At 47.3% G+C, this 17,949-nt stretch carries 14 protein-coding genes; 4 read left to right on the forward strand and 10 right to left on the reverse strand.

Annotated elements, in window-relative coordinates:
* Positions 1–5: 5 nt before the first annotated feature.
* Entirely contained in the window at positions 6–1,160 is a 1,155-nt protein-coding gene (locus AC1DWB_RS00630; protein WP_477539075.1) for a Gfo/Idh/MocA family protein, read from the reverse strand.
* Between the two features lie 278 nt (positions 1,161–1,438).
* Complete coding sequence (locus AC1DWB_RS00635) at positions 1,439–2,284, reverse strand: AraC family transcriptional regulator (RefSeq protein WP_477539076.1); 846 nt, start codon at positions 2,282–2,284, stop codon at positions 1,439–1,441.
* A 290-nt stretch (positions 2,285–2,574) separates the two neighbouring features.
* Between AC1DWB_RS00635 and AC1DWB_RS00640 the strand changes: the two genes are divergently transcribed.
* Positions 2,575–4,164, forward strand: a complete 1,590-nt coding sequence (locus tag AC1DWB_RS00640) for a DUF5050 domain-containing protein (protein WP_477539077.1) — start codon at positions 2,575–2,577, stop codon at positions 4,162–4,164.
* Here the strand turns inward: AC1DWB_RS00640 and AC1DWB_RS00645 are convergent.
* The 4 genes from AC1DWB_RS00645 to AC1DWB_RS00660 form a co-directional block, all read right to left on the reverse strand.
* Entirely contained in the window at positions 4,120–4,647 is a 528-nt protein-coding gene (locus AC1DWB_RS00645) for a DUF421 domain-containing protein (RefSeq protein WP_477539078.1), read from the reverse strand. The two genes, AC1DWB_RS00640 and AC1DWB_RS00645, sit on opposite strands and share 45 nt — an antisense overlap.
* A gap of 44 nt (positions 4,648–4,691) precedes the next feature.
* The gene (ppk1, locus tag AC1DWB_RS00650) at positions 4,692–6,866 is read right to left on the reverse strand and encodes a polyphosphate kinase 1 (RefSeq protein WP_477539079.1); all 2,175 of its coding nucleotides are present in this window, start codon (positions 6,864–6,866) and stop codon (positions 4,692–4,694) included.
* A gap of 141 nt (positions 6,867–7,007) precedes the next feature.
* Positions 7,008–7,364, reverse strand: coding sequence for a glycine zipper domain-containing protein (locus tag AC1DWB_RS00655; RefSeq protein ID WP_477539080.1), 357 nt, complete (start codon positions 7,362–7,364; stop codon positions 7,008–7,010).
* Between the two features lie 129 nt (positions 7,365–7,493).
* The gene (locus tag AC1DWB_RS00660; protein WP_477539081.1) at positions 7,494–7,700 is read right to left on the reverse strand and encodes a hypothetical protein; all 207 of its coding nucleotides are present in this window, start codon (positions 7,698–7,700) and stop codon (positions 7,494–7,496) included.
* A 163-nt stretch (positions 7,701–7,863) separates the two neighbouring features.
* On the opposite strand from AC1DWB_RS00660, the gene AC1DWB_RS00665 reads away from it, so the two are divergent.
* From AC1DWB_RS00665 to AC1DWB_RS00675, 3 genes are read left to right on the forward strand one after another with little or no spacing between them, the layout of a single operon-like run.
* A complete protein-coding gene (locus AC1DWB_RS00665; RefSeq protein WP_477539082.1) occupies positions 7,864–12,570 on the forward strand; it encodes a cation-translocating P-type ATPase in 4,707 nt (1,568 codons plus the stop codon).
* Positions 12,571–12,625: 55 nt separating this feature from the next.
* Entirely contained in the window at positions 12,626–12,889 is a 264-nt protein-coding gene (locus tag AC1DWB_RS00670; RefSeq protein ID WP_477539083.1) for a DUF5132 domain-containing protein, read from the forward strand.
* Positions 12,890–12,915: 26 nt separating this feature from the next.
* Positions 12,916–13,140: a hypothetical protein gene (locus tag AC1DWB_RS00675; RefSeq protein WP_477539084.1), complete on the forward strand. Its 225-nt coding sequence runs from the start codon at positions 12,916–12,918 to the stop codon at positions 13,138–13,140.
* 72 nt (positions 13,141–13,212) lie between these two features.
* Here the strand turns inward: AC1DWB_RS00675 and AC1DWB_RS00680 are convergent, their stop codons facing one another.
* The 4 genes from AC1DWB_RS00680 to AC1DWB_RS00695 all read right to left on the reverse strand — a co-directional run bounded on the left by AC1DWB_RS00680 (position 13,213) and on the right by AC1DWB_RS00695 (position 17,944).
* A complete protein-coding gene (locus tag AC1DWB_RS00680) occupies positions 13,213–13,746 on the reverse strand; it encodes an RDD family protein (RefSeq protein WP_477539085.1) in 534 nt (177 codons plus the stop codon).
* A gap of 190 nt (positions 13,747–13,936) precedes the next feature.
* The gene (locus tag AC1DWB_RS00685; protein ID WP_477539086.1) at positions 13,937–14,974 is read right to left on the reverse strand and encodes a LacI family DNA-binding transcriptional regulator; all 1,038 of its coding nucleotides are present in this window, start codon (positions 14,972–14,974) and stop codon (positions 13,937–13,939) included.
* Positions 14,975–15,178: 204 nt separating this feature from the next.
* Complete coding sequence (locus AC1DWB_RS00690) at positions 15,179–16,945, reverse strand: sensor histidine kinase (protein ID WP_477539087.1); 1,767 nt, start codon at positions 16,943–16,945, stop codon at positions 15,179–15,181.
* A 117-nt stretch (positions 16,946–17,062) separates the two neighbouring features.
* Positions 17,063–17,944 carry a carbohydrate ABC transporter permease gene (locus tag AC1DWB_RS00695; RefSeq protein WP_477539088.1) on the reverse strand — a complete coding sequence of 294 codons (882 nt, stop codon included), beginning with the start codon at positions 17,942–17,944 and terminating at the stop codon, positions 17,063–17,065.
* Positions 17,945–17,949: the final 5 nt, after the last annotated feature.

The following is a 17,949-nucleotide window of genomic DNA, read 5'->3' on the forward strand; positions in this document are numbered from 1 at the left end:
CTCAATTAAAGCTTAATTACTTGGTCGTTTCGCGAAGAAGCGTTGCGGAAATCCGGCATCTCCATGATCCGGCCTCCGTTCATGACGGACAGCTCGGACAGCAGACCGACCGCCGTCCATTCGCAGGCATCGTATACATCGATAGCGGACGGGATCTTATTTCGGATCGCCTCGATGAAATCATGAACGATGAAATAGTCTGCGCCCCAATGACCCGCTCTTTTCTGCTCCTCGGTGGCGTTACGGTACCGTTCCGGCATCCAGTCGTTATAATCGGTCAGCGGACTCCATGCGGCGTTGTCCATATGTTCCTCTTCCGTATGAAAATATATTTTATGCTGATCTCCCAATCCCCGCGGCGCCTCGTAACAACCTTTCGTTCCCTGTAGAGTATAGTAGCTGCTGGTGCCCGGCCGGTTCGATATGCAGTCGAGACGCAAACGGATAAGCTTGCCGCTCTCCAACTGACACATCGTAATGGAGGTGTCTTCCTGCCGGAACTGCGGCGCCGTATGCCAGCCTGTGCCGAAACATGCAACGCTTTTGATCCGGTCGCCGCGAAACCACTGCATAATCGGGCCGAGGCTGTGCGTCGGATAAAAGTTCCCCCGCTTGCCGTACTGCCAATAGCTGCGCCACGAGCTCCGGTTTGAATTCGGATCGTTCGGCATCCGACGGTTATACCCGTTGGCAAGATGACGAAGATTGTGCAAATATTCCCCTTCGGCATAATAAATATCGCCAAACATGCCTTGTTTAATCATGTTGCCGATCAATTGGTTTTGTGGGATATAACAATAATTTTCCGCCATCATGTACACCTTGCCATGCTTCTCTACGGCTTCCTTCAGCCACCACAGCTCATCCATTGTTACCCCGGCAGTCACTTCGCACAGCACGTGCTTTCCAGCCTCCAGCGCCTGGATCGTTTGTTGAACATGCAGCTGCATGGGCGTCGAGATACAGACGGCGTCAATATCCGATTCGAGCATATCTTCATAGACTCGGTACGTATTCGGAATTCTCAGCTGCGCTGCTCGTTCCATCAATAATCCTTCATGCAGCTCGCATAAAGCGACGACCTCGACCCCGGGAATCGAGCTAAACCCGAGCATCGTGCTTAATCCTCTTGCACCAGCAATTCCTATTTTTAATGTCAATGCTCTTGCTCCTGTCTGTTGTGAGGATTGACGCCCCTGAATCGAATGCGCTTACATTCTTATGGCATCTTAATATCCATTATCGCTCATTATAAGTATGCTTGGACGATCCCCCTTCCTTTCAACTGACGGAATTGAATTCTGTATACTGAACCACATCATTAGCGTACCACACCATCGTTTTCCCGATATGATCTATATTGCAGCATTTTCTTCAGAGTATTGACTGATATTGCGTAAATCCATTCCTCATAACCATCGTCATCATGTTCCTCAAATCAAGAGGTGGAGCTTTGCTCCCTGCGGTATTGATCCGGGGATATGCCGACCTGCTTTTTGAACACCCGGCTGAAATGAGCCAAGTTGTTGTAGCCGACCTGGTAGCAAACATCCGTCACCGAGCTGTCTTTCCGATAATAAAACAACAGCTTCGCCTGCTTGATCCTCCGGTGGCGCAAATAATCGAATATCGTCATACCCGTCATTTCGCGGAATATTCTAGTCAAATAATATTTGCTCATATGCAGCTCGGCTTCCATCTGCTCCAGCGTGACGTCCTCCATATAATAGTTTTCAATAAATGCGATAATTTTCTGTACGTTTCGCTCTTTTTCCGCCGACACCTTCTGATTGTTGTCCATCTCCTCTTTGCACAAATTACTGATGAACAAAAGCAAATCATAAAAAGCCATCAGGAAACGATTATAATATGCCTTCTCTTCTTCCTCGTAAAACCGATTGATCCGCAGCAAAATATTGTCGCAATCTGCAATCTGCTCCTCGTTCAGCCCGATTTGGAAATTGCGCAATTCGATGAACGGCTTGAGGGGGGAATCTGTGCAGAAGTAAGGGTCGAAAACGTGAGCAAGCTGCGGATCGAACGAAAAACGGGTCTGTACGCAATTCCAATCCGGTTCCGCTTTCGGACTATACGGAGTAATGCCGTTCGTTATAATAATGTCGCCCGCATTCCAGCGTACTGTCTTGTCACCCTGCCTGTAGTCGCATCGGCCGCTATGAATATAGTAAAAATGATACTGGGTGCAATCGTGGGGAGTAACGCAAGGTATGCTACTTTTATAGTCGTACATGACAAATGGAAAGTGGTGATGGGAATGCTTCATGGACGATCACTCCATTTCATGCGTTTTAAATATCAAACAAAATTGCCTACCCATGTAACAAGCAGCGGCATGGCAATTTTCGACAACCGATATTTGAATATACTGTATCACACATCGTTTCTATTTATTTGATTGTAATTGTAAATTATTACTTTCGTATTTGACTTATATTGCTCTCTATTTTACTTCCATGCTTCCCACACGACTGGGTAGCTCATGCCGAACGACATCGTCACAGCAACTTTTGCCATGGTCCCACGTTTAAATCAAGGAGAGGAGATGACGCCATTATGAGAAAAAAATGGGTCGGATATACGGTCGTTTTTTCGTTATGCTTGAGCTTGTTGACGCCTGCGGGACACAGTCGAGCCGCAGAGACGAGCGTGAGGGTTACGTTGCCGGATTTTGCGGTGAACCTGAACGGTCATACGGTGGAAAATCAGTACCGCGAATACCCGCTGCTGGTTTATCACGATATCACCTATGTTCCGATGACGTGGTACGATAGCAGACTGCTCGGTTTGGAGGCGAATTGGTCGCCGGACGATGGCTTGAATATTAGGCAAAGCTCGGTAACTTCCTCCTATGTGCCAAACAAGTCCGAACGTCGAAATGCGCCCGCCTACTCGGCGGAAATTCCTGCATCGACCGTCACGATTAACGGCAAGGTGATCGACAACGCCAAAGAACAATTTCCGTTGTTAAGCTTCCGGGATATCACGTATTTCCCGCTGACCTGGCGCTTCGCGCACGACGAATTCGGATGGGATTACCAGTGGAGCGATACCGGCGGCCTTAGCATTACGTCCCATAATCCGCAGCTGCAAACGGTCCAACTTCCTGCATATTCCGGTGAGAACGATGTTGCACTTTTCAAGGGGTATTACTATTTTGTCGAGACGACGGATATGACGAACCATATATATCGAGCTCCCATGCAGCAGCCATCCGACAAGGAGGAGATTTATTCTTATACCTTTCATAACTACTCAGTTTGGAATCAAAAGAAGGTAACTTTTCAAAGCCGTGATCATACGCTTTGGTTTACCTATCACCTCGGTGGAGGATTAACAGGCAGCGATTCTTTCGTGAAAATCGGTGAAGACAGGAAAACAGAGGTGTTACATCTAGGACATCCTTATATGGATTTCCGTGAAACACCGTACGGAACATTAATCGTCGATCTTGGCGCCGGTGGCGTCAGATTGTCTTTGTTGCCACCGGGTCAGGAAAAGACGAACGCCAAGATTGTAGGCGACCCGGATCTGATGATATTCGCCTTTCATGTTGTGCGCGGGGACGGCTTCACACCGTACTACGTAAAAACTACCGCCACCACTGTCGTCGAAGATGATGTCTACGTGTTGTGCAAACCTCCCCTATCCGATCAGAATTCCATTTACAAAATCAACTTGAAAACGAATAAGACTGAGAAGATCGTGGGCTCGAGCGTCAGCTGGTTCAAGATTATCAATAACAAGYTATACTATGTGAAAGACGAGGACAACGCGCTATATTCGTCGGCGCTAGACGGGACGGGCGAAATGAAACTATCCGACCATGCGATGTCATGGTTTGACAGCATCGACGGCGACGTATTTTACACAACCAAAAAGGAAGCGAACCGATTCGAGCTGTACAAGGCCGATCCGAACGGGGAAGACCCGCTCGTATGGAAAACGCCAGTCGCCGGCGTCCAAGTGTTGAACAATCGGCTCGTCTGCCGGTTTGGCGAAAACGATGACTACGGCGTCGTACTGCTGGACGGTTCAGGCCGCCTGTTGCTGGAAGTGACGGATCCGATCTCGCGCGTACTCATGTCCGACGATGGGATTTTACTTCAAACCTCCAGGGAATCCTCGGTCGAACTCATTCGTTGAAAATAAATCTTTATTCGTTACATTCCGGTAGTCCTGCTTTTTCAACACGGAAAGAGACCCWTTGGTTTCAAGGATGGCCACTTCCACTTCTTTCAGATCAAAAATATCTTTGCCTCTAAGTCCTTGTTGTAAAGAATCCTGTGTATATTTGCATTTCTTCATATTTTGTTCCAGCAGGTTTCCATCCTTGATGATAATTGTGGGCTCACCTGAAATCCATCTTCTTGCTTGCTTATTACTAAGCGAAACCAACGTGAGTATGTAACCGATACCACTCATAACGAATAAGGACAGGAGGAAATACAAAAATTTGATACTAATGTTAAATGCCATGTTTCCTGCAATCGTACCGATTACGATCGAGAGAACAAACAAGTGGTAGTTGCTATGTGCAATGATTTGTTTTCCTATCAGTTGCGTGAAGACCCAAAGCCATACAAAAGCTACAAAAGTTCTAATGAATATTTCAACCATCTGTGGCATGGATATCTGTATTCTCCTTTCTCCTTCCTGGCGGCCGAAAAGTTTCAGTGAAAAATAACGGACTCGTTATTATCAGGCTCTATGTAAGGTTCAAAAGGGATTTCAACGTCCAGACTGTCCATCATCCGATTATCCGATAAATGAGATTTCTGCCTAATTATATTACTCGCCTCAAACTGACTGCGACACGAAATYTGATCATTTTTGACCCGTATATATTGGCCGTTCGGAAGCAATTGTCGAGCTTTCACATTATCCTCAAGCAGCAACGTTAAATATTGGATCAGGATGGACTTATGCCCTTCATTTAATATGGGGCACATTAGCTCAATCCGCCGATCCAAATTTCTTGTCATTAGGTCCGCACTGGATATCCAGATTTGAGGCATACCATCATTTTCAAAATAAAAAGTCCGGGAATGTTCCAAAAACCGATCTACAATGCTGCGAACGGTAATATTCTCACTTAAACCCGGAATTCCCGGACGTAAGCAGCATATGCCGCGGACGATTAGATCAATACGTACACCCGCTTGGGAAGCTGCATAGAGCTGATCCGCAACTTCTTGATTAGATAAAGCATTCATTTTGGCAATAATTCTTGCCGGTTTACCTATTGAAGCATGCTCTGACTCACGCTGAATTAAGCTAAATAACTGCTGTTTCAAATGTTTCGGAGCCACACTGAGGGAATGCCAATGTTTCGGGACGGAAAAGCCTGTAATTTCGTTAAATAAATTAGAAACATCCTCCCCGATTTTCGGGTCAGATGTGAATAGTCCTATGTCTGTAAATATTCGTGCGCTTACTTCATTGTAATTACCTGTTGCCACATGGACATAACGTTTTAAACTATCGGCTTCCCTGCGTACAACCAACGTCATTTTGGCGTGAATTTTCAAACCTGCTAACCCATATACAACATGACATCCTGATTTCTCCAATTCCTTGGCCCATTCGATATTCCTTGCTTCATCAAAACGGGCTTTTAATTCAACCACAACGGTTACCTGTTTCCCCATTTCTGCCGCACGGCTAAGCGACTGAATAATGTGAGATTCGCCATTGGAGCGATATAAGGTCATTTTAATGGCGAGTACAGAAGGATCCGCCGCTGACTGTTGAATAAAATCATTTACGGTTTCAAACGATTCATACGGATGAATCACGAGAACATCCCGCTCCCGTAATACGGAAAAAAAATCGTTCGTATTCGCGAACTCTCGTGGATAGAACGGTTCAAACCGCGGATATCTGAGATGCTCGTACCCCGTAATCGAGTTCGAGAAAGCCATAAAGTAGCTCAAATCGATAGGTCCGTCACTGGCAATTATGATTTGGTTGTCGATTTCCAGCTCTTCTTTTAATAGTTCCAGTGCAAACGGATCAAAATCCTTCTCGATCTCTAAACGAACGGGTGTCCCCCACTTTCTCGTTCGCAATACCTTTACCATTTCGTCGAGAAGATCTTCAGCGCCTTCCTCATCCAAAGCCAGATCGGCATTGCGGGTCAAACGGAAAGTATGGAAAGCAACAGGCAAATACATCGTAAACAGGGTATGGATATGTTCTTTAATCAAATCTTCGAGCAGAATAAAGTGCCTCTCTTTTCCTTCCAAGGATGAGGAAACTTCAATAAACCGGGATAAATTGGCCGGAATTTCAACCAAGGCTATATGATTTTCCTGATCCGATCCATCTTCTGATTGCTTCAAAACAACAGCCAAATATACACTTTTCGTACGAATCAAGGGAAATGGACGGCTCCTGTCGATAGCCAGAGGAGTCAAAACCGGAAAGACGCATTGAAAAAAATAAGCTTCCAATTCCTTTTTCTGAAGGGCATTCAACTCGCTAAAAGTTGTAAAAACAATGCCTTCTTGCTTCAGCAGTTGGCAAATGCGTTCATGCGTTTCGTATTGTTCCGTCACCAATTGCTGTGTCATTTCTGTTATATTCTGCAATAATTGTTGTGGAGCGAAGCCCGTGAAATCCACTGCATGATTTCCCGTTCTGATTTTATCCATGACTCCTGCTGCCCTAACGCTTATAAACTCATCCAGATTGGTTGAAACAATAGAAATAAATTTAATCCGTTCCAACAATGGAGTGTTAGGATCTTGAGCTTCTTGAAGAACACGCCAGTTGAATTGAAGCCAGCTTATCTCGCGGTTGATATATCTCCTATCCGTACTACTAATTTGTGCCGTGTTTTCCACGGGGCACCTCCGCCCTACATATTATTTTTTCTAAACAAGAGGGCCCCGAATTTTCTGAAAAGCTGCCATGTCGTACTGCATCGAAATGTAATAAAACTAGGGATCTTCTCATTTTCGTTATTTGGCATGATTCAACTTCCTTTACGTCGTCGATACATCCGATGAAGTTGGCATTACCTTCTGCGTTACTTGATTTACCAAAGAATTGTTAACAATGGCATTCCCAGCTTGCACTCCGATTGTTTGGCCCAGTCTATTTCCTAATAGGCCCCCTACTGCCGCCCCTATGACGGTCCCTGCTCCCGGTAAAACACTGGATCCCAGAATAGCCCCATATTCAATACCAGCCATCACGCCGAAAGCCCCCGTCACATTCCCCGAAGTTTTGACCGCAAACTCTTTTTTGTCCATTTGTCCCTGGGTCAAGCTCCTTGTATCTTGGATTTGAGAAATACCTCCAGAAATAAGCCCTGCCCATAAAGATCCACCTTGCAGCATGATGATCACTCCTATAATTTTTTGATTTGTTTCACAGTAACAATTGTGTCCCATTGTTCCTAAAAATCATCCTTAAGGGTATTGCATACATTTCCCACCTTCACCTACAAACCCTTAAGGCTRTGATGATCATAGAACCGGATTTTCTATTTCCTTCTCGTTGCCTTTACTTTCGGATTGCAGCCCTGCGGTCACATCTTTGATCTGATCCGTAATCCCGAGCAGTACTCCCGCTCCTTTAACCGCAAGCTTGCGTGCAGCTTTTCTGGCTTCTGGAGATAGGGCGAATACAACAGCAGCTGCAGCCAGCATAAGGCCTAATCGTGATTTAATCATGAACAACCCTCCTTTTAAACGATTACTTTAATAGTTCCATAAATTGCATTTTTAATACTTTTTTCCGTAAATTAGAGCCAAACGATACATGTATAAATGGATCCCGAGTGTGTATACTAACCAAACAAATTTTGGTTCAACATGGGATAAGGGAGAGTAAGCAATGTCTTCAATACATAGCAAAGACAGGTTTCTTCGCGTCTTGCCTGGAAGAATGCGCATCGAAATCTGCGGCCTACAGGGAAATAACCGTACTGCTGATCTTCTAACCACAACCTTCTCCGCCCATAAAGGGATTTCCAAAGCAGAACCTTGTACGTCTACAGGCAGACTGCTGCTTCTTTACGACGAAAACCAGGTTTCCCTTCAAGATATATTCAGGTTGATTCGGGGCATTGAAAGACAAGGCGACGAGGCCGCTTCAAGCTGTAATCTGAATGCATCTGAAGCATCTGACTGTGACCAGGTTGTGTCTGTTATTGAAGAAGGGAAGCAGGAAGTTGCGGCTGCATCGGTTGTTGACACCGAACTTCCTGATGACCTTAGAGTTCTCCCTAAGATGCACGACCAAACTACGAAAGAACCTGCGGAAAAGATTCCGCTTTCGCTGGCTCTATCTATGGGTGGATTAGCCGTTTTAGGAGTCAAACAGCTATTGATGGGACGTTCAGCATTTGCTGGGAGTCCGGCTCCCTTTTACTTGTCAGCTCTTGTTTCTGTAGCAACGGGTTACCCCTTCCTTAAGCGAGGAATTCAAGCCTATTCGGAAAAGAAACAAATCAATTCAGATCTCATATTGGGAACAAGCGCACTAGCTCTCGCGCTGCTGCGTGAAAATCTGGTGGTGCTGGCTGGACTTAGCTTATTACAATACGTTAACTGGAAACGAAGTCACTCTGCATTAAATGGATATCAAGGAAATTGTTTATCACCGGAAATACAAAAATACAGCGATAAAGCTGGCAAATGGGGGCTGATTGCAGCCGGAGTGACTTGGGCCGCAACCCGAAATCCGCTTCGCGCAATCGCTGTTTTATTAGCTGCAAATCCGCGGCCGATGATCCTGCCTGCTCAATGTGCATGGAACCAAGCCGAGCTTGTCTCCAATGAACGAAATTTCGTCATTCCCGCTAAAGGGTCATTGTCTCAGCTTGCACGTACAAAAACCGTACTAATTGAAGATTCTTCACTCCTTTTTAACCGTCCGGAAGTGGAAGAAATTCAATGTGTTACGAATGATGAAGAAGATACCGATAAAATCGTCTGTTATGCCGCCTCATTGATGGGAAAGAGCAGCCATCCTTGGAGGGAAGATGTATGGAATAAGGCGAAACAAACTTGCCGTACCATTCGTACCGCATTTCATGTGGAAGAAGAAGAACAAGGTATTCAAGGAAAAATAAACGATAAACGGATTTTGCTCGGCAGCTGCAAATATTTGCAGGAACACGGCATTGATTGCTCTTCCTATGAACTGAAAGCTAAGCGATTGATGAGAAAGGGCTACAGCGTTCTTTTTGCAGGAAAACAAGAAAATAAAAACAGTGAATGCTTGGGTATGATCATCCGACATACGGAAGCTGCTATAAATGAATACGGCCTTACCGCAGCAGCATTAATGGACAAAGGGTGGCATATTCAGTTATTACATAATAGTTTAGAACTAAGCGATACCTTGCTAGCTCAACATCACATGGATTTAAGCTGGATGTCATTAGAGCAAGGGGAATGGCTTGAAAAGATTGCCGTCATGCAGCAGCAAGGGGAAGAAGTATTATTCGTCTCCGGTCAAGAACAAAATCCTGTGAATTATTTGTTCAAAGAAGCCGGGGTACCCTCGATTTCCGTCTATGAGCTGAATCATATTCAGGAAAGCGCTTTGTTCGCAGAGAGAATCGATCAAACGGTAAACCAGCATTTTGAAATCACCAAGAAATGGAGCTTTGTGGGTAGTACATTAGCAACATTGGGCATGATAAGCGCACCAGTTGTCAATTTGGCCGCGGATGCATTATCCCTTGTATTCATGACCAGATCCAAAAAAATAAGTGAGTCATTTCCATCTATGCCTGTGAACATGGTTACAGCCGAAATCGCGGCCGCAACGGAAGCCCCCATGTGGCACGCTCTATCGGGCGAACAAATTGAAAAGCAGTTCCATGTCCAGCAGCAGGTTGGCTTAACAGCCGACCAGATTGCAGCCCACAGAAACCGATATGGCTCCAATCGGCTTGATAGTAAAAAACCGACCCCTTGGCTCCTATCCTATTTGGGTCAATTTAAAGAATTTACTACATTGATCCTGCTGGGTACATCCGTTCTTGCCTTATTCACGGGTGGTAGATTCGATGGAATGGCCATGGGAGCGATCCTGCTCGCTAATGCTGCCATCGGGACGATTCAGGAACGAAAAGCCGAGAAGGTTGTCGAGACGCTGAACCAATTTCAATCTCCGGTTTGCAAGACTATTCGGGACGGACAACAAACGGAAATGTCCGCTGCGGAATTAGTACCTGGAGATGTTGTTTGCTTAGAAGCTGGAGATCGTGTTCCAGCCGATATCCGATTGATCCGTTCCTGGAACTTGCGGGTCAACGAGGCCGCGCTAACTGGTGAATCTCTTCCCGTAGAAAAGAATGAATCCGCTCTGGCAGATGATTGTCCGCTATCCGATCGGAGAAACATGCTATTCATGGGGACAGATGTATGCGGGGGCAAAGGCACAGGTATAGTTGTGCATACAGGAATGAGTACTGAAATGGGCCATTTGATGTCCCTTCTCAAAAATCAGGAGAAAGAAGTAACCCCCTTACAGGAAAAGGTAACCTCTATCAGCAAAAAGTTTGTGAAAGGTGCTCTTGTGGCAGGAGGTCTGGTATTCATTACCGGAATGCTGCGTGGCATACCGATTACGCAAATGATTTCGACTTCTGTAACACTGGCGGCTTCAGCCATTCCGGAAGGACTTCCTGTTACTATTACCATAGCTTTAAGCGCAGGAATTTATCGCATGGCGAAGAAGAACGCGCTGATACGGAAACTTTCCTCCCTGGAGACATTAGGCAGAACAACAGTGATCTGTACAGACAAGACAGGTACTTTAACCAAAAACGAAATGACGGTAAGGGCCCTTTCAACGGTAGATCGAACTTGGGCTGTCACAGGCGATGGATACGATCCGATAGGCACATGCAAGGAACTCATTCCTGAGATAGCTGCTGCTTCCGCGGTCGCCACCTCACCGGAAACGGAAGATCAGCACACCAATGGGAGTAATCCTGATCTGTTGCGCCTCCTGCAAATCTGTGTTCTGTGCAACAATAGTAAACTTGAACAGGAGGATGGGCATTGGGTGACCAAGGGGGATCCAACCGAAGGCGCGCTTTTAACGTTAGCAGCGAAAAACGGGTTGTGGGAGAAGGACATGTCCCATTGGCATCGTGGATTTGAAATACCGTTTGACTCGGGCACTGCAAAAATGAGCGTCGTGTGTAAAGACACGCAAACGGAACAGGAATGTTATGTGTTCTCAAAAGGGGCTGTAGAAACCATTCTCCGTCATTGCAGCCGATATCAAAAAAACGGGCGAATATTGCCTTTTTCAGAAGAACAAAAACAGCAAGTTTTGCTGCAGAATGAACAATTCTCGGCGGATGCGCTGCGTGTTCTTGGCTTCGCCTACCGTCCAATTGAGGAGCATGCGCAGCAAGAGGGAATCGACGAAAACGATCTGATTTATGTAGGCATGGCAGGGATGATGGATCCGCCGAAAGCCGATGTTGAAATTAGCATTCGCGAAGCTCTTGCGCTAGGTGTGAAACCGGTGATGATCACCGGCGATCACCCGATAACCGCCGTTGCCATCGCGAAGCAGCTCGGAATCTACGATGGTACCCAAAATGTATTATCTGGTCATGAACTCAATCGGATATCGGATGATGAACTGGTCCAGATTGTAGATCAAGTATCCATATTTGCACGTGTTACACCGGAACATAAGCTTCGTATCGTAACGGCCTTTCAAAAACGGGGACACATTGTCGCTATGACCGGGGACGGCGTCAACGATACCCCTGCTATTAAGCAGGCCAATATTGGTATAGCGATGGGGCGAACAGGGACAGAAGTTACGAAAGAAACGGCGGATATGGTTCTAACTGAAGATCATTTTGGAACGATAGTTGACGGTGTCAAAGAGGGTCGAACCATCATAGGCAATATCCGTAAAGCGCTGGGCTGCTTATTAACGGGTAATTTAGCCGAGATTATCGTTACCAGTGCTGCGGTGATGGTAGGACTGCCTATTCCGTTAGTTCCTATTCAAATATTACTGATGAATCTGTTAACGGATGCTTTACCCGCGATGGTTTTGGCTATAAACCCCGGAAATAAAACCAAACAGACGAAGAGGATGGATATCGTTGATAAGGAACTGTATCAAAAAGTGATCACCAAAGGGGTGCTCTTGGGAATAGGGTCACTTGGCTTATTTGCTGCCAGTCTTGCAGCCGGTGCATCCATTCCGGTTGCGCAAAGTGTTGCATTTGCAACGTTAATATCCGGTCAATTGTTCCAAACCTTCTCATGGCGTCAAGAGGGCTCGAACGAAACGGTTCGTGACTGGACGAAGGATCGCTTTTTGCTTGGTGCATTAGGCATCTCCTGGATGGCATTGCTTGCAGTCTTGTATATTCCGCCTTTGGCTGGTTTCTTCCATACCGCCCCCCTCTCGATCCAGCATTGGATTCCAATCATTGGGGTGGCCGGGTCTATCTCGATTTTGTCCAAACCGATTCTATCCCTCATTACAAGAAAACAAGACAACCATACAATCCAGCCCATCGACGGCTATGCCCCTTTGGCAGTTTAAAAGCCGCAGCATCGTAAGTTAACATTGTCAAAAATCAACTCGAGAAGGTGAGAACATGATTCAAAAGAACCTCGACAAAATCATAATCGGTACCGCGCTTACCGTAGCGGCCTCCGCTCTACTTCCCATAGCCAAGGAAACCTTTCGGCCTATTGTCGCTAACGGTATGCAGGGCGGTTCCAGCTTGTTCCAGCGTGCCAGGTCCATTGTTCAGATGGCCCGGGAAGAAGTGGAAGATATTGTAGCGGAAGCTCAGTTTGAAAGGATGAAGCAGCAGCTTGATAAAGAAATTGCATCCCTCCAAGTTGAAGGGCAATGACCATGATAAGTAAGGAGTACGCCGTAATGACGGACCCCAATATAGATTTTCATTTACAAGAAGCTTTATCTCATCTGGAAGCCGCATTAAACCAAAGCGTTAAAACTGTAATTGAGAACGACGCTGCCAAAAAAGAGGTCGGTTTAAAATGGGAAAAGTTTCTTGGAGATTTTATGTATCAAGTTCGAGAAAAGGGGAAGAAATCGAGAATAAATATTTTGGGCTGGATTACCTTTCCTCGTATTCGCTAATTGTTAAGCCCTTCAGTCTAAGACTGAAGGGCTGTCTGTAAATGTTTCAACGAGCATGAGATCGATGAATTCTTAATTTTTGTATCTTACAACGGTGCCCGAAATAATGTCATATACAGTTTGTTTATTTTTGCTCCATAAAGGACTTATCAAGTAAATGAGTACCAGACCGTAAACCGTCGCTAATAATGAATAAATTAATGATTCGGGGTACTCAGCAGGAATGACCATGTGCCAAATGGTGAAATGGGCTAGTTCCCAAGGAAGGAATTTAAGGGCAGAGCGAAATAGTGAGGTTCGGAGTCCGATTGATTGACCGTGAACTCCAGTCACCACAACCCTCATTTTTCGTTTCCCCCATGTAGCATGAGACTTCGATCCCTCACATACGGCAAAATAAAGATATACAGGTAGAGTAATGAATAGAAACCCAGTGGTCTCGGCCAACAATGGATTTGTCGTAAACAGTGGAATCAACAAAGGTCGTATAAGAAATGATACGCCGATCAGCAGGATGATGTAGCCCGAAATGATAACATAATCCCATAAAAAGGCGATTATTCGGGTGCCTAATGATACGCTTTTTAACTTTTCACGCCTATGCATAACTCTACCCCTCCTGACCAATTCAAAGAATATACTAATATTTGGTTATTCAGAGCTTTATTTAACTATCCTGCCCATTTGTAGAACAGGCTGCCGATGATGCCAGCAGCCTGTTGTCATGATTTCTCGGAACCACTCTTACCTCCACACCCTGCTCGGTCACAAGGACTACTGTCCCACCATTTGATTGCTACGTTCGCTTGCGCAAGTCCGCGACCGAGCTGCGCTCCAGCAGCTTCGGCTGCAGGACGATGTCCGTCCCCGGCTGGACGACACCATCCAGCTTGTCCAACAGCATGCCGCAGGCGAGCCGCCCCATCTCATACGTAGGCTGGAACACCGTCGTGAGCGGGGGCGTGACCATCTGCCCGAAGTCGATGCCGTCGAAGCCCATCACAGAAATGTCATCCGGCACCCGAACCCCCCGGTCTGTGAGCTCATGTATGACACCGAAGGCGGTTAAGTCGTTGCAGGCGAAGATCGCCGTCGGCCGCTCAGCCGACTCCAGCACCTGGCGTGTCAACGCCTTGCCGTTCTCAAATTCGTATGTGCCCGAGTAGCTGGCCTCCTTACCGGCCTCGAAGACGCATGGCGTAAGGCCCGCGTTCCGCATCGCTTCCAGATAGCCATCGTGAATGCTGTTGCGGCTTGGTCGGTCAAGCGGTGCGGTCACATACGCAATCCGCATATGCCCGCGATCGAGCAGATGCCGGGTAGCCATGCTCCCGCCCTTCCGATAGTCGAAGTCGACTTGCCCCAAGTCGGCGCCTTCCATCCTCTGGTCGATCGCCACCACATTCATGCCTCGCTCAATGAACGGATTCAATTGCTTCTTGTCTCCGGAAATCGACGAAATCACAAGCCCGCGCACCTGCTTCTCGAATACAGCTTGAATGTACTTTTGCTCCAACACGGGGTCCTGGAATGAATTGCATAGCAATACCTGGTAGTCGTTCTTCCGGGCGATTTCCTCCACACCCAAGATGATCGACGAATAGAACTGGTTCGTGATCGTCGGAACGATGACCCCAATCGTCCGATTCGTCCGCGTCTTCAACTGCTTGCCCAGCAAATTCGGAATGTAGTTCGCTTCCTTAGCAATACGTGTTATTTTGTCCCGCAAGACCGTACTTACCGGGTAGCTGCTGTTGCTGAGCACCCGCGATACGGTCGCGGAGGATACATTCGCCATTCTGGCGATGTCGTGAATCGTTATTGGTTTGTCCATATGTCGCCTCGCCCACTTAATCATTCGGAAATCGATTTCTAATTCCCTCTATTATACAGACCCTTCATCTCTTCGTCGAGGCTGCCCGTTCCAGGCTTGGGAGCGGTTCGAATCCCGGACCTTCCCCAAGGGCCAACGAAGAAAGCGGGGTCGCACACGCAGTTGATCAGATCTTGCTAGACGTTAGCTAGCTCACGTCTAGCTTCATTCCGATGCCTCGCCCTCAACCGGAATCGAGATCCGCACCTGGAACTGGCCGGGTTCGTTCACCACAGTAATACCGCTCTCCGAACCATATCTCAACAGCAGCCTGCGGTGGACGTTGACCAAGCCGGTCGTCTCCACATCGAGGCTGTTCGTTCTCAACATACGCAGCAGCTCTTGATACTGCAGTTCCGGCATGTTCTCCCCATTGTCCTCGACGACGATCTGCAGATGGCCCCCCACTCGCTCGAACCGCACCTCCAACCTTCCATTCGCAATTGTATTGCGCAGCCCATGCTGGTAGGCATTCTCCAGCAGAGGTTGAATGATCAGCTTGGGTACCCGAATAGCCCTGCAAGCCTCTGGGACAGGATCGAACTTCACAACAATCCGGCTCTCGAAGCGGAAGGTCTGAATATCCACATAGTTCCTCGCGAAATTCACTTCATCTTGCAGCGGAACTTCATCTTGCTGTGTTCGGGTGATGAAATGAAAATAGTTGCCCAGGTGCTGGGAGAACATCGCAATATTCTCGTTCTCTTCGTTCTTGGCCATCCGATACAGGTTGAAGAAGCTGTTGTACAGAAAGTGAGGATTGATCTGCGACTGAAGCTGTCGGAGCTCGGACAGATTAGCCCGGAACTTCTGCTCGTACACTTCATGGATCAATTCGTTCATCTTCGCGACCATCGAGTTGAATTGAATGTACAGATACCCGAATTCATCTCTTCGCTTGTGTGCGAGAACCGTTCCCAGATTGCCATGCTCCACCCGTTGGAACGCCCGCATTAAGCGACGCATCGGTTGGTGAATTTGCAGGAAGATCCAGTAGGCGAACAAGGCTATAACGAAGATCGACAACCCGGATAGCATCCAATACCACATCCGATATTGGGTCAGCGAGCCGATAATTTCCGATTCCGGCATATACGAGAGCAGCATCACGCCGTGGGAGACGGAACGCTCCGCTACGACCCATATTTTCTCACCGTCCAGCTGAGCTTCTTGGACGAAGGTAGTGCCCTCCTTTGGAAACGTATCCAGAATCGGCTTCAGCTCAGACAAAGCGATATTGCCGCCTCTATTCTCACTCGTTACCGCCCATGCCCCATCCGCACTCATGATCATCGAACCCCCGCTACCGCCGATGGCGAACCGGTTGAGCACTTGCCTCACTTGCTCCTGGTTAATCTCCACCCCGATGACGAATTGCGGCTCCTGCCCGTTAATAAGTGCCAGATTGGAGTACGGGAAGCTGATGAACAACCGATTACGCCAATATACGAATGGGTTATCGTAGCGGTTCTGGATTGTCTTCAGCGCGTTGTACTCTTCTGTTGGGAGCACACTATACTGAGTCGTGCCGCTAATAGTCCGCTGTGTGGTTGGCAAATAAGCCGTTGCACTCAGGATGTAAGGGCTCGTATTGTTCATCCGTCCGAGCTGTTCATGAATCGAGATGATCGCTTCCCGGCGTTCAATATCGCTGATGATCGGATCGGCCAGACTAAGCGTGCGCAAATCCCGGTCGTTCACATATTCCTCCTGCATGCTGATGATGCGAGAGAATTCGTTATCTAATAAATGAATATAGAAGGACACCCGCGAGTGAATGGAATCCTCGATTTCATTGCGCACGTTGCGCTCGCCGTACTCGTTCATTTTCAAACTCAGGACGTACATTGGGGTTATTACGATCAGAAACGACAACAGCAATCGCGGATATATGCTCCCTAGCCTCGTTAACAGTCTGGCCCACCATCGCATGCTCAATTCCTCCTATAGAACGTACAAGAAAGCTTCGACACAACAGGAAAATGTCCTGCCTAGTTGACCTAGAGCAGGACAAGGTACATTGCCCCAGACGATGGGACCTACCACAAGCTATTCCTTCACACTGCCAAGCACGATGCCTTTCATGAAGAAGCGTTGCAGGAACGGATACACCAGCAGAATCGGAAGCGCGCCCAGGAAGATCTGCGCTGCTCTAGTCGTACGCTCCGAGATGCTGTTCATCTGATTGAGGATGTCCTCCGAGCCAAGCGCCGTAAAGTCCAATTCAATCACAATCGTGCGCAAATACGTTTGCAATGGGAAATGCGCAGGTGAATTCATGTAGATCATCCCGTCAAACCAAGCGTTCCAATGGCCGACGGTGCTGAACAGTGTGATCGTAGCAAGGGCAGGCAGCGACAGAGGCAAGTAGACGCGAGTCAAAATCGCCCAATGTCCCGCTCCGTCGATAAAGGCTGCTTCTTCCAATTCCTTGGGCAAGTTGCGGAAGAAATTAAGCAGCAGCAGCACATTGAATACCGGCACAGCATGAGGCAGCACAAGCGCCCAGATCGAATCCAGCAAGCCGGTGTAGCGAACCGAGAGATAATTCGGAATGAGTCCCCCGTTGAACAGAATGGTGAACACGAGAAACCACGCATACAGAGTACGCTGCGGGAATACTTTGCTGTCCTTGGACAGCGGGTAAGCAAGCAGAATAACCATGATCATATTGAATGGCACGCCAAGCAGCACCCGCTTCACCGTCACGAACACCGATTGGAGAAAGTCAGGTTTGCCCAGCACGAATCGGTAAGCATCCGTTGTGAAGTCAACTGGCCACAGCAGCACTTCGCCCACCGACAAGCTGTTGCTGAACGAGATCGCCAACACATGCAGCAGCGGGAATATGCACAATAAGGAAATGCCAATTAGAAACGTGTGGTTCATAATATCGAAGAAACGTCCATACCACGAGCGGTCTTGTACCAAGTGGA

It is taken from the genome of Paenibacillus sp. P4_E11 (genome assembly GCF_056401635.1).